14 protein-coding genes are annotated in these 11,756 nt (G+C 70.2%); 2 read left to right on the forward strand and 12 right to left on the reverse strand.

The genetic code is table 11. The features are described from left to right. Nucleotides 1–15: 15 nt before the first annotated feature. Nucleotides 16–480, forward strand: a complete 465-nt coding sequence (locus tag A5694_RS04815) for a peroxiredoxin (protein ID WP_064920696.1) — start codon at nt 16–18, stop codon at nt 478–480. 16 nt (nt 481–496) lie between these two features. Here the strand turns inward: A5694_RS04815 and A5694_RS04820 are convergent, their stop codons facing one another. The 10 genes from A5694_RS04820 to hisD all read right to left on the reverse strand — a co-directional run bounded on the left by A5694_RS04820 (nt 497) and on the right by hisD (nt 8,903). Beyond that, a complete protein-coding gene (locus tag A5694_RS04820) occupies nt 497–1,570 on the reverse strand; it encodes a hypothetical protein (RefSeq protein ID WP_064920697.1) in 1,074 nt (357 codons plus the stop codon). A 176-nt stretch (nt 1,571–1,746) separates the two neighbouring features. Then, a complete protein-coding gene (locus A5694_RS04825; RefSeq protein WP_064920698.1) occupies nt 1,747–2,466 on the reverse strand; it encodes a hypothetical protein in 720 nt (239 codons plus the stop codon). Between the two features lie 36 nt (nt 2,467–2,502). Beyond that, entirely contained in the window at nt 2,503–2,862 is a 360-nt protein-coding gene (hisI, locus tag A5694_RS04830) for a phosphoribosyl-AMP cyclohydrolase (RefSeq protein ID WP_064920699.1), read from the reverse strand. Next, a complete protein-coding gene (gene hisF, locus A5694_RS04835) occupies nt 2,859–3,644 on the reverse strand; it encodes an imidazole glycerol phosphate synthase subunit HisF (RefSeq protein ID WP_064920700.1) in 786 nt (261 codons plus the stop codon). Before hisF ends, hisI begins: the two co-directional genes overlap by 4 nt. A gap of 1 nt (nt 3,645) precedes the next feature. Next, nucleotides 3,646–4,461, reverse strand: coding sequence for an inositol monophosphatase family protein (locus A5694_RS04840; RefSeq protein WP_207515919.1), 816 nt, complete (start codon nt 4,459–4,461; stop codon nt 3,646–3,648). Between the two features lie 6 nt (nt 4,462–4,467). Further along, nucleotides 4,468–5,208: a bifunctional 1-(5-phosphoribosyl)-5-((5-phosphoribosylamino)methylideneamino)imidazole-4-carboxamide isomerase/phosphoribosylanthranilate isomerase PriA gene (priA, locus tag A5694_RS04845; protein ID WP_185746559.1), complete on the reverse strand. Its 741-nt coding sequence runs from the start codon at nt 5,206–5,208 to the stop codon at nt 4,468–4,470. Continuing rightward, a complete protein-coding gene (hisH, locus tag A5694_RS04850; protein ID WP_064920701.1) occupies nt 5,205–5,819 on the reverse strand; it encodes an imidazole glycerol phosphate synthase subunit HisH in 615 nt (204 codons plus the stop codon). The genes priA and hisH overlap by 4 nt, the downstream gene beginning before the upstream one ends. Continuing rightward, nucleotides 5,816–6,430 carry an imidazoleglycerol-phosphate dehydratase HisB gene (hisB, locus tag A5694_RS04855; RefSeq protein ID WP_064920702.1) on the reverse strand — a complete coding sequence of 205 codons (615 nt, stop codon included), beginning with the start codon at nt 6,428–6,430 and terminating at the stop codon, nt 5,816–5,818. The genes hisH and hisB overlap by 4 nt, the downstream gene beginning before the upstream one ends. Continuing rightward, nucleotides 6,427–7,560: a histidinol-phosphate transaminase gene (locus tag A5694_RS04860; RefSeq protein WP_064920703.1), complete on the reverse strand. Its 1,134-nt coding sequence runs from the start codon at nt 7,558–7,560 to the stop codon at nt 6,427–6,429. The genes hisB and A5694_RS04860 overlap by 4 nt, the downstream gene beginning before the upstream one ends. Next, the gene (gene hisD, locus A5694_RS04865; protein ID WP_064920704.1) at nt 7,557–8,903 is read right to left on the reverse strand and encodes a histidinol dehydrogenase; all 1,347 of its coding nucleotides are present in this window, start codon (nt 8,901–8,903) and stop codon (nt 7,557–7,559) included. The genes A5694_RS04860 and hisD overlap by 4 nt, the downstream gene beginning before the upstream one ends. Before the next feature lie 341 nt (nt 8,904–9,244). Here hisD and A5694_RS04870 point away from each other — a divergent pair, with 341 nt between their 5' ends. Next, nucleotides 9,245–9,655 carry a nitroreductase family deazaflavin-dependent oxidoreductase gene (locus A5694_RS04870; RefSeq protein ID WP_064920705.1) on the forward strand — a complete coding sequence of 137 codons (411 nt, stop codon included), beginning with the start codon at nt 9,245–9,247 and terminating at the stop codon, nt 9,653–9,655. A gap of 55 nt (nt 9,656–9,710) precedes the next feature. Here A5694_RS04870 and nadC read toward each other — a convergent pair whose 3' ends face one another. Together nadC and A5694_RS04880 are read right to left on the reverse strand one after the other, a co-directional pair. Continuing rightward, on the reverse strand, nt 9,711–10,580 hold the full coding sequence (gene nadC / locus A5694_RS04875; RefSeq protein WP_064920706.1) for a carboxylating nicotinate-nucleotide diphosphorylase: 870 nt from the start codon (nt 10,578–10,580) through the stop codon (nt 9,711–9,713). Then, nucleotides 10,577–11,756: FAD-binding protein (locus tag A5694_RS04880; RefSeq protein ID WP_082952509.1), on the reverse strand; the 1,180-nt coding region annotated here is incomplete at its 5' end. The genes nadC and A5694_RS04880, both read right to left, overlap by 4 nt.

Raw genomic sequence — 11,756 nt, forward strand, 5'->3', positions numbered from 1 at the left:
AGTAGCCTTGCGGCCATGAAAACTGGCGATACCGTGGCGGATTTCGAACTGCCCGACCAGACCGGAACACCACGCAAGCTCAGCGCACTGTTGGCCGACGGGCCGGTGGTGCTGTTCTTCTATCCGGCGGCGATGACGCCGGGCTGCACCAAGGAGGCCTGCCACTTCCGTGATCTGGCCGCCGAGTTCGCCGCCGTCGGGGCGCAACGGGTCGGGATCAGCGCCGATCCGGTGGCCAAGCAGGCCAAGTTCGCCGACCAGCAGGGCTTCGATTACCCGCTGCTATCCGACAGCGACGGCACGGTGGCCGCCCAGTTCGGGGTCAAGCGCGGACTGCTCGGCAAGTTGATGCCGGTCAAGCGGACCACGTTCGTCATCGACACCGACCGCAGCGTGCTCGACGTGATCGCCAGTGAATTTTCCATGGATACCCACGCCGACAAGGCACTGGAGGTGCTCCGGGCGCGCTCGTCGGCCTAGCGGCGCTGCCCCACCCCTAGTCGCCCTGGGCGGTGTCGGGGGCTTCGTCATCGGCCGAGGCTACCTCCGCTGGGGCGGGCGCCTCCTCTGCCGCCGCCTCCGGCACGTCCTCGGCCACCTTGCGGTTGTCGCCGACGGCGGTGTCGATCCAGTTCCGGATCTCGTTGAGGTGGGTGACGATGCCCGACCGCTCCCGCTTGAGCAGGTCGACTTCGGCCTGGGTGCGCTCGGTGAGCAGCTTGGCCTCGCGTTTGGTGGTGGCGATCAACGTGGACGCCTCCAGGCGGGCCTCCTTGTCGAGCTTGGCGATGTTCGCCTCGGCCTGCTCCCAGGCCGCCTGCATCTTCTGGTCGAGCCGGCGCTGCGCCTCCCGGCGGTTGCGCTCGTCTTCCTCCCAGGCCAGCTTGATCTGCTCGTCGAGGGATTCCTGCGCCGCCCGGCGGTTGCGCTCGTCCTCCTCGGCGAGGCGCTGGTAGACCTCGCGGCGGCTGCGTTCGGCCTCCTCGATCTCCTGCGCGATCCGGCTGCGTTCCTCGTGAGCGATCCGGAGGATCTCCTCCGCTTCGGCCGTCGCGGTTTCCAGGATCTTGGCCCGGCGCGCGTTGGTGGACGCCTGGAACTCCGCCAGCGCCTCACTGGCGGCGGCCCGGTCCTGGCGGGCGGCCTCCAACTGTTCGCGGAGCTCTCCGGTCAGTGCCTCCGCGTCCTGGCGGGCCAATTCCTTGGTTCGCCGCGCCTCCTCGGAGGCGATACGCATCATCCGGGCAATGCGATCCGACATGCCCTCGACGGAGTCCACCGGGCCGGTGACCTGCTCGAATTGGGAGCGCAGTTCGGCCAGTTCGGCGGTCAGGCGCTGGCGCTCGGACTCGGCCTCGGCGGTCATCCGCACGATGTCGTTTTGCAGCCGGGTCACCTCGGCGGTGAGCTGTTCGCGGTCGAATCGCGTCTGCGCCTTGACCGCGTCGAGCGATTTTGTTCGCTCCTGCAGAATCTCGATTTCGCGATGGAGGCGCGCGATGTAGTCGGAAACCTCATTGCGATCGAAACCGCGCATCTGCGTTTCGAATTCCGGAATCTCTAGCGCCACCGATTTGCTCCTAGCACCTGACTGGTTCGGTCTTCAGTTCGAGAGGCAACCCGCTGCGCACCCGAGTTGGCTTGTGCGCGAGGCCAAATGGACCGGCTCACCCAAGCTGCCGTGCGACGCAGCGTACCAGACCCGTCTGGGCGTGTCACCGGCTCGCATTATGGCCCGACGCCAGGTCAGCGCGGACGATTTTCGCGAAACCAGGACTCTTTTGCCGGAGCCAGGGATTCACGTTTGACCCCGGTGGTCGAACGCTGAATCTGGTCGACGATTTTCGCGCGCGCATCCATCAGCTCGGTCAGCCGAAGCTGCGCATCTGCCACGTGGGTATTGATCGCCTTGTTCATTTCGGTCAATATCTCCGACGCGTGGTTCTCGGCTTCCTTCATGATCTCCGCGGCGCTCATCACGGCCTGCCGCCGCAGTTGGGCGGCATGGACCCGAAGCTGCTTGTGCTGGGTTTCCAGCTCGGCGCGCAGCTCGGCGGCCTCCCGCCGTTGCGCCTCGGCGTCATCGAGAATCGCTCCGGCTTCCTTCTCGGCAGCACTGCGCAACTCGTCGGCGAAGCGCTGCGCCTCCGCGCGAATGCCGTCGGCTTCGGCCATGGCGCCGTTGAGAATCCCGGAGAGCCGGTCACTGAGGTCCACGATGTCGCCGGGGATGGCCGACGCCAACTCGTTGAACCGCACGGACGTCGACTCCAGCGTCGCCTGCGACTCGCTCAGCTGCTTGGTGAGCGCGACGATCCGTGCCCCCGCGCGCGGCAGGTGCGCCTCGATGTCGCTGACCGTGCCCTGGGCGTAGTGGGCGTCGATCTGCTGGGAAACCCGCTCCAACTCCAAACCCGAAGAGGTGTAGTCCAACGGGTACGAGTCGTCCTGTTCGTCGGAGTTCACAGTCGGCCAGCATACCGCTCGAGGCCCGTCGGCGACTCAATCCGCGGGAGGCAGCAACACGTCGGCGTCGAAGCAACTGTGGTCGCCGGTATGGCAGGCCCCGCCGGTCTGGTCGACTTCCAGCAGCACGGTGTCACCATCGCAGTCCAGCCGCACCGAGTGTACGTACTGGGTGTGTCCGGACGTCGCGCCCTTGACCCACTGCTCACCGCGCGAGCGCGAAAAATACGTCGCCTCACGGGTTGCCAGGGTGCGCGCCAGCGCGTCGTCATCCATCCAGGCGACCATCAGCACGTCACCGCTGCCCCGCTCCTGGGCGACCGCGGCGATCAAGCCGTCGGCAGTGCGTTTGAGCCGGGCCGCGATCGCCGGGTCCAGCTGGAAACCCGAGCTCATCGCACCACTATTCCCTCGGCCGCCATCGCCGCTTTGACCTGCCCGATCGTCAGTTCGCGGAAATGAAAGACGCTGGCCGCCAGCACCGCATCGGCGCCCGCATCGACCGCCGGCGCGAAATGCTGCGTCGCGCCCGCTCCCCCGCTGGCGATCACCGGCACGCTCACCGCCGCGCGCACCGCGCGCAGCATCGGCAGGTCGAACCCGGCCTTGGTGCCGTCGGCGTCCATCGAGTTCAGCAGGATCTCCCCGACCCCCAGTTCCACACCGCGGACCGCCCACTCGACCGCGTCGATACCGGTGCCGCGCCGGCCGCCGTGGGTGGTGACCTCCCACCCGGAGGGTGTGGGAGCAGACCCGGGCGGCACCGTGCGGGCGTCGACCGACAGCACGATGCACTGGGAGCCGAACTGACGCGACATCTCGGCCAGCAGCTCCGGGCGGGCGATCGCGGCGGTGTTCACCGACACCTTGTCGGCGCCGGCCCGCAACAGCACGTCGACGTCGCCGACGGTGCGCACCCCGCCGCCGACGGTCAGCGGGATGAACACCTGATCGGCGGTGCGGGCGACCACCTCCAGCATGGTGGCCCGGCCCGAGGACGACGCCGTGACGTCGAGAAAGGTCAGTTCGTCGGCGCCCTCGGCGTCGTAGGCGGCGGCGAGCTCGACGGGATCCCCGGCATCGCGCAGGTTTGCGAAGTTGACGCCCTTGACCACCCGGCCGCCGTCGACGTCCAGGCACGGGATGACCCGCACCGCCACATCACTTGCCTGGCCCATCTCAGTAGCCCTCCGGTGCGCCGACCGCGGTCAGGATGTCGAGGATCTCGCCGTGCACGCCCGGCGCGGCAGCCAACGCCGAGCGCGACTGCGACGTCCATGGTGCGCCGGTCAAATCCGTCACGATCCCGCCGGCGGCGCGCACCAGGGCCACCCCGGCGGCGTGGTCCCAGATGTGGTCGCCGAAACTCAACGCCCCGCCGAGGACGCCGTCGGCGACGTAGGCCAGGTCGATTCCGGTGGCGCCGTGCATCCGCGGTCGCGAGGTCACCCGGCTCAGGCCCTCCAGCACCGCTTGCCGGTAGCGGCCCGGGAACCGGCCGCGCCAGTCGACGTTGAAGGTGCCGGCGCCGACCAGGGAATCCGCCAGCGCGGCCGGGTCCAGTCGCGGCTGGGCGACGCCGTTGCGCAGCAGCGGGCCGCCTGCCACCGCGGTGTAGCGCTGATCGGTGAACGGCAACCAGGTCAGCCCGGCCACCGGCTCACCGTCGCGCAGCAGACCCAACAGGATCGCGGCCATCGGGGATCCGGCGGCGTAGTTGAAGGTGCCGTCGATCGGGTCCAGCACCCACACCAGCGGCGAGTCGATCGGGGGCCCGCCGAATTCTTCGCCGTGCACGCCGATTCCGGTCGCTGCGACCAACGCGTCGGTGATCTGACGCTCCAGAGCCAGGTCGACCTCGGTCGCGAAGTCGTTGCCTCCCTTGCGAACTGCTGAACCGGCGCGGTGGCCGTCGAGGAAGGGCCGCGCCGCGACATCAAGGATTTTCGACGCCTCGGCGACCAGGGCGTCCAGATCCACGGTGTCCAGCGCCACGCGCACCTAGCCTTGCACCGCGGTCAGCGCCTCGGGCAGGGTGAACCGCCCCGCGTAGAGCGCTTTGCCGACGATCGCGCCCTCGACTCCGCGGTCCACCAGCGTGGCGATCGCCCGCAGGTCGTCGAGGCTGGATACCCCGCCGGAGGCGATCACGGGTGCATCGGTGCGGTCGGCGACCTCGCCGAGCAGCTCCAGGTTGGGGCCACCCAAAGTGCCGTCCTTGGTCACGTCGGTGACCACGAAGCGCGAACACCCTTCGCGGTCAAGACGTTCCAGCACCGGCCACAGCTCGCCGCCGTCGGTCTCCCAGCCTCGTCCGCGCAGTCGGTACGAGCCGTTCTCGCGTTGCACGTCCAGGCCGACCGCGATCTTCTCGCCGTGGTCGGCGATCGCGCGAGCGCACCATTGCGGGTTCTCCAGCGCCGCGGTGCCCAGGTTCACCCGGGTGCAGCCGGTGGCCAGTGCCGCCGCCAGCGACTCGTCGTCGCGGATACCGCCGGACAGTTCGACTTTCACGTCGAGGCGGCCGACGACGTCGGCGAGCAGTTCGCGGTTGGAGCCGCGGCCGAAGGCGGCATCGAGGTCGACGAGGTGAATCCACTCCGCACCATCACGCTGCCAGCCCAGCGCGGCCTCCAGCGCTGAGCCGTACTCGGTTTCGCTGCCGGCCTTTCCCTGCACCAGCCGCACCGCGCGGCCGTCGACCACGTCGACCGCGGGCAACAAGACCAGTGTTTTGCTCACAGTGCCTCCACCCAGTTGCTCAATAGCGTCGCCCCGGCATCCCCGCTCTTTTCCGGGTGAAACTGGGTGGCGGCCAACGGCCCGTCCTCGACAGCCGCCAGGAACGGTACCTGATGGGTCGCCCGGGTCACCAAAGCCTCCGGACGGCCCTCCCACCGCTGCGCGGCGTAGGAGTGCACGAAGTAGAACCTGGTGTCGGCGTCCAACCCTGCGAACAGCGTGCTGCCGGGGGCCGCGTCGACAACGTTCCAGCCCATGTGCGGAATCACCGGGGCGTCGAGTCGGGTGACCGCGCCCGGCCATTGCCCGCAGCCGGTCGTTTCCACCCCGAATTCCACGCCGCGGGCGAACAGGATCTGCATCCCGACGCAGACCCCCAGCACCGGGCGCCCGGCCGCCACCCGTTCGGCGATGATCTTCTCCCCGTGCACCTTGCGCAGTCCGGCCATGCACGCCGCGAATGCGCCGACACCGGGCACCACCAGACCATCGGCGGCGGCCGCGGCGTCGGCGTCAGCGGTCACCTCGACCGCCGCACCGGCGCGCTGCAGCGCTCGCTGCGCCGAGCGCAGGTTGCCGGACCCGTAGTCCAGGATCACCACCGATTTCACAGCGCACCTTTGGTCGACGGCACGCCGGTCACCCGCGGGTCGGGCTCCACTGCGTGGCGCAGCGCCCGGGCGACCGCCTTGTACTGGGCTTCGGTGATGTGGTGCGGGTCGCGCCCGTAGAGCACCCGTACATGTAGCGCAATGCGGGCGTTCGAGGCCAGCGTCTCGAACACATGGCGGTTGATGACGGTGTGGTACGGCACCTGCGAACCGGAGATCGTGGTGTGCGCCAAGTGATCCGGCTCGCCGGTGTGCACACAGTACGGGCGCCCGGAGACGTCGACGGCGGCGTGCGCCAGGGTTTCGTCCATCGGGATGAACGCGTCACCGAACCGGCGGATGCCCTTCTTGTCGCCAAGCGCCTGATCCAGGGCCTGCCCGAGCACGATCGCGGTGTCCTCCACCGTGTGGTGGGCTTCGATCTCGACGTCGCCTTTGGCGCGCACCGTCAGGTCGAAGCTGGCGTGGCTGCCGAGCGCGGTGAGCATGTGGTCGTAGAACGGCACCCCGGTGTCGATCTCGACGATCCCGGTGCCGTCCAGGTCGAGTTCGACCGTGATCTCGGACTCGCGGGTGGTGCGTTGCACCAGGGCACGGCGGCTGCCGGTCATGAGGCTCCTAACGGTTCGACGAGTTCGGTGGCCGCAAGTCGCTGGCTGGCGGCGAGCAGCGCGTCGTTCTCCTCCGGCAAGCCGGTGGTGGCGCGCAGGTATCCGGCGATGCCGACGTCGCGGATCAGGATGCCGGCATCCAGGTAGCGCTGCCAGGTTGCGGGCGCGTCGGCGAAGCGGCCGAACAGCACGAAGTTGGCGTCACTGGGAATTACCCGAAATCCCATGGCGCTCAGTGCCGCTGACACGCGGTCGCGTTCGGCGACCAGCTGTGCCACGCTGCCCAGGGTGTCGTCGGCGTGTCGCAGCGCGGCGCGGGCGGCCGCCTGGGTGACCACCGACAGGTGATAGGGCAACCGCACCAGCAGCATCGCGTCGATCACCGCCGGCGCGGCGATCAGGTATCCGAGCCGGCCGCCGGCGAACGCGAACGCCTTGCTCATGGTGCGGGTGACGATCAGCTTGGCCGGATAATCGTCGATCAGCCCGATCGCGCTGGGCTGCGAGGAGAATTCGCCGTAGGCCTCGTCCACGATCACGATGCCCGGTGCGACGTCGAGCAGGCTGCGCAGATCATGCAATGAGATGCTCTGCCCGGAGGGGTTATTCGGGCTCGCGACAAACACCACATCGGGTTTGCGGTCGGTGATGGCCGCGACGGCGACAGCGACGTCCAGGCCGAAGTCCTCGGCCCGGTTCGCCGCCAGCCACTGGGTCTGGGTGCCGTCGGAGATGATCGGGTGCATCGAGTACGACGGGACGAAGCCGATCGCGCTGCGGCCCGGCCCGCCGAACGCCTGTAGCAGTTGCTGCAGGATCTCGTTGGAGCCGTTAGCCGCCCACACATTCTCCGGCCCCACCTCGACCCCGGTCTGGGTGCTCAGATAGCCGGCCAGGTCGGCGCGCAGCGCCACCGCGTCGCGGTCGGGATAGCGGTGCAGATCGGCTGAGGCCTCACGCACCGAGCGGGCGACGTCGTCGATCAGCGCCGCACTCGGCGGGTGCGGATTCTCGTTGGTGTTCAGCCGCACCGGTACTGCCAGTTGCGGTGCGCCGTAGGGCGACTTGCCGCGCAGATCATCGCGCAACGGCAGATCGGCCAGCGTGATCTGCCCGCCGGGGCGGGTCATGATTCGAACCTCCGCCGGACCGCTTCGCCGTGCGAGGGCAGGTCCTCGGCGTTGGCCAGCGCGATCACATGCCCGCTGACGTCCTTGAGCGCGGCCTCGGTGTAGTCCACGACGTGGATACCGCGCAGGAAGGTCTGTACCGACAGCCCGCTGGAATAGCGCGCACTGCCCGCCGTCGGCAGCACGTGGTTGGAGCCCGCACAGTAGTCGCCGAGACTGACCGGCGCATAGGGTCCGATGAAAATTGCGCCGGCCGAACGGATCTGGGCCGCCACCGTGGCGGCGTCGGCGGTCTGGATCTCCAAGTGCTCGGCGGCGTAGGCATTGACCACCCGGATACCGGTGTCCAGGTCGTCGACCAATACGACGGCCGACTGGCGCCCGCCCAGCGCCGTGGCCACCCGCTGGCGGTGCACGGTGGTTTCCAGCTGCGCGGTCACCTCCCGGTCGGTGGCGTCCGCCAGCTCGGCACTGGTGGTGACCAGCACGCTGGCGGCCATCTCGTCGTGCTCGGCCTGGCTGATCAGGTCGGCGGCCAGATGCGCCGGGTTGGCGGTGTGGTCGGCGAGGATGGCGATCTCGGTGGGGCCGGCTTCGGCGTCGATACCGACCTGCGACCGGCACAGCCGTTTGGCGGCGGTCACGTAGATGTTGCCGGGCCCGGTGATCATGTCGACCGGGGCCAACTCGGCCTGATCGGTGTCGGTGCCACCGTAGGCCAGCAGCGCCACCGCCTGGGCGCCGCCGACCGCCCAGACCTCCTCGACGCCGAGCAACCGGGCCGCGGCCAGGATCGTCGGGTGCGGTAGGCCGTCGAAGGCGGCCTGGGGCGGACTGGCGATCACCAGGGAGTCGACGCCGGCGGTCTGGGCCGGGACGACGTTCATCACCACGCTGGAGGGGTAGACCGCGTTGCCGCCCGGAACGTACAGGCCGACCCGCTCGACCGGGATCCAGCGTTCGGTGACGGTCGCGCCCGGAGCCAGGGTGGTGGTGGTGTCGGTGCGCCGCTGGTCGGCGTGCACCGCGCGGGCGCGGCTGATCGCCACCTCCAGGGCGGCCCGCACCGCGGCGTCCAGGCCGGCCAGTGCATCCTGCAGCGCCGCACCCGGCACCCGGACCGCGGCCGGCCGCACCTGGTCGAACGATTCCCCGAACTCCAGCGCCGCGTCGGCTCCGCGCGCGGCGACCGCCTCGACGATCGGGCGTACCCGCGGCACCACGGCCTCGACGTCGACGCCACCGCGCGGCAGGGCGGCGCGCAGTTGAGCCTTGGAAAGGTTCGACTGGTCGGCGCCACGCAGATCGATGCGTGCCAGCAGGGCGGTGTTCACGTCGTCCATTGTCCCAGAGCCGTCCAAGTCAAATATCGCCGCGCTCAGCAGACCCGCCGGCTGCACCGTGCCCGGCGGGTCCGGAGGCCCCTGCTGCGCGCCGCGATCGAACTGCGGCAGCTCACCTCGCGCGGACGTCGCCATCACCGCAATCTCCCGGCGCTGGCGCGGCGCGCGACTAGGGTGGTGCACAGCTGTGATGTCGCGCGGCGAGGCTGCCCGGCCACCACGGACCACCCCCTGAGCGTCCCCGGGGTGGTGCCGGTCGGCACCCGGGGTGGGCTCGCGGTGGGGCGGAGTCCTCCGCGCCGACGTCACCCGGAGAACGCCCGAAGAGAAATGGAGTTGCGATGGCTGTCGACAAGGGTGCCGGTGACACGTCCAAGTTGCCGGTGGTGTTCCCGCCGTGGCTGGACCGGCTGCAGATCAAGTACATGAATCCGGTGGTCAAGCCGCTGGCCCGGTTCCTTCCGGGCACGTCGGTGATCAAGCATCGGGGCCGCAAGTCCGGCAAGCCCTACGAGACGGTGGTGACGACCTACCGCAAGGGCAACGTGTTGTCGATCGCGCTCGGGCACGGCAAGGCCGACTGGGTCAAGAACGTGCTGGCAGCCGGGGAGGCCGACGTGCGACTGTTCCGCAGCGAACTGCATCTCACCAACCCGCGGATCCTGCCGGCCGGCACGGCCGACAAGTCCCTGCCGTTGGCAGTGCGCCTGCAGAACCGCAAGGTGGCGGTGCTGGTCACCGACATCGCCTGAGCCGATCGCACGGGCACGGCGGTGGCTCGCACGATTCCCACCGTGGACCGGTGATCTACATATCCAGGCCGATGTCGAGCACCTGCACGGAATGCGTCAGCGCACCCACCGCCAGGTAGTCGACGCCGGTGGCGGCGTAGGCCGCCGCGCTGTCCAGCGTCAGCCCGCCGGACGACTCCAGCAGCACCCCGGGCGCCCGGGAATCGCGGCGCTGCACGGCGATCTGGGTCTGCCAGACTTCGAAGTTGTCCAACAGCACCAGCTCGGGCCCCTCGGCGAGCACTTCATCGAACTGCTCCAGCGAATCGACCTCGACCTCGCACGGCACCTCGGGGGCGGTCGCGCGGACCGCGCGCAACGCCGCGGCCACCGATCCCGCGGCCGCGACGTGGTTGTCCTTGATCAGCGCGGCGTCGCCCAGGCCCATCCGGTGGTTCACCCCGCCGCCGACGCGCACCGCGTACTTCTGCAGCACCCGCAGGCCCGGCAGCGTCTTGCGGGTATCGCGGATCCGGGCCCCGGTGCCGTCCACGGCGTCCACCCAGGCCGCGGTGGCGGTAGCGATCCCGGAGAGGTGACAGACCAGGTTGAGCATGGTGCGTTCGGCGGTCAGCAGGCCGCGGGTGTCGGCCTGCAGGCTCAGCACCGCTGCGCCGGGTTCCAGCCGAGTCCCGTCGGCTACCCGGTCCAGCACCCGGTAGGCGTCGGGCCCGAGGATTTCGTCGAGCACCAGCAGGGCGATGTCGACTCCCGCGATCACCCCGGGCACCCGGGTCACCAGCGCCGCCTGGGTCACCGCGTCGGCCGGCACCGTCGCCGCGGTGGTGACATCGGGTCCGTAGCGCAGGTCCTCGTCGAGCGCCCGGGCGATCACCGCGCGCGCTTCGCCGAGCTCGGTCTCCGACAGGGTCACCGCGCGGGTCATGAGGCCACCCCAGCCGGTGCCTCCTGCAGCAGCGCGCCGTCGCGCAGCCGGACCGTGGTGCTGCGAGCCTGCCCGGGGTCGGCGCTGGAGAACTCGGCCCGGTGATGACAGCCCCGGCTCTCGGTGCGCGCCAGCGCGGCCCCTGCCACCACCCGCGCCACCAGCGTCAACGCGGCATCCTCCATATCGGTCCGGTCGGTGACCACCCGCTCCCCGGCAGACGACAGCAGGTCGGCTAACCGCTGCAAGCCGGGTGCGTCGCGGACCACCGAGGCATCGCGTGACATCGCTTGCTGCACGGTCTGCCGATCGAGTGCGGCGCGCCCGCCCCGCTCGGGGACACCGGCCTGCACGCGCCCGGCCGACACCGCGTGGGCCGCCGCGGCCGACCCGGCGCGGTCGCCCACCACCAGGCCCTCCAGCAGGCTGTTGGAGGCCAGCCGGTTAGCGCCGTGCATGCCGGTGCGCGCCACCTCGCCGGCGGCGTACAGGCCGGGCAGCTCGGTGCGGCCATGGGTGTCGGTGACGACGCCACCGCAGCTGTAGTGCGCGCCCGGGACCACCGGGATCGGTTGGTGCACCGGGTCGATGCCGGCGGCTCGGCAGGCCGCGGTGACGGTCGGAAACCGGCCCTCGAAGCCGGCGATGCCGCGGGCGTCGAGGTAGACGCAGGCGTCTCCGGTCTCACGCAGCCGGGCGTCGATGGCGCCCGCCACCACGTCGCGCGGCGCCAGGTCACCCATCGGGTGCACCCCCGCGGTGACCAAGGCGCCCCGGGCGTCGATGAGCCTCGCGCCCTCCCCCCGCACTGCCTCGGTGACCAGCGGGCGGCGCCCACTCCTAGCGCCGTTTCCGGCGGCGAACAGCATCGTCGGGTGGAACTGGATGAATTCCAGATCGCTCACCGCAACCCCGGCCCGCAGCGCCAGCGCCAGCCCGTCGCCGGTGGCCCCGCCCGGATTCGTGGTCGCCCGGTACAGCTGGCCCAGGCCGCCGGTGGCCAGGTGGTGTGGGAGATCCTGCGCGACGCCGACACCGTCACCGGTGTGCTGGTCGCCAACGCCGACGGGATCGGGGTGATCCACGCCCCGTCGGTGGTCCTGGCCACCGGCGGCCTGGGCCAGCTGTACCGGGCGACCACGAATCCGGGCGGGGCCACCGGCGACGGGCTGGCGC

It is taken from the genome of Mycolicibacter sinensis (genome assembly GCF_001667945.1).
Lineage (GTDB): Bacteria > Actinomycetota > Actinomycetes > Mycobacteriales > Mycobacteriaceae > Mycobacterium > Mycobacterium sinense_B.

What these genes read in the sequence shown, in the direction of transcription:
- A5694_RS04815 (WP_064920696.1), top strand. Translation starts at nt 16, where the DNA reads ATGAAAACTGGCGATACCGTGGCGGATTTCGAACTGCCCGACCAGACC.
- hisI (WP_064920699.1), bottom strand. Translation starts at nt 2,862, where the DNA reads ATGAGCTCGGGTTTCCAGCTGGACCCGGCGATCGCGGCCCGGCTCAAA.
- hisF (WP_064920700.1), bottom strand. Translation starts at nt 3,644, where the DNA reads ATGGGCCAGGCAAGTGATGTGGCGGTGCGGGTCATCCCGTGCCTGGAC.
- hisB (WP_064920702.1), bottom strand. Translation starts at nt 6,430, where the DNA reads ATGACCGGCAGCCGCCGTGCCCTGGTGCAACGCACCACCCGCGAGTCC.
- A5694_RS04860 (WP_064920703.1), bottom strand. Translation starts at nt 7,560, where the DNA reads ATGACCCGCCCCGGCGGGCAGATCACGCTGGCCGATCTGCCGTTGCGC.
- hisD (WP_064920704.1), bottom strand. Translation starts at nt 8,903, where the DNA reads ATGGACGACGTGAACACCGCCCTGCTGGCACGCATCGATCTGCGTGGC.
- A5694_RS04870 (WP_064920705.1), top strand. Translation starts at nt 9,245, where the DNA reads ATGGCTGTCGACAAGGGTGCCGGTGACACGTCCAAGTTGCCGGTGGTG.
- nadC (WP_064920706.1), bottom strand. Translation starts at nt 10,580, where the DNA reads ATGACCCGCGCGGTGACCCTGTCGGAGACCGAGCTCGGCGAAGCGCGC.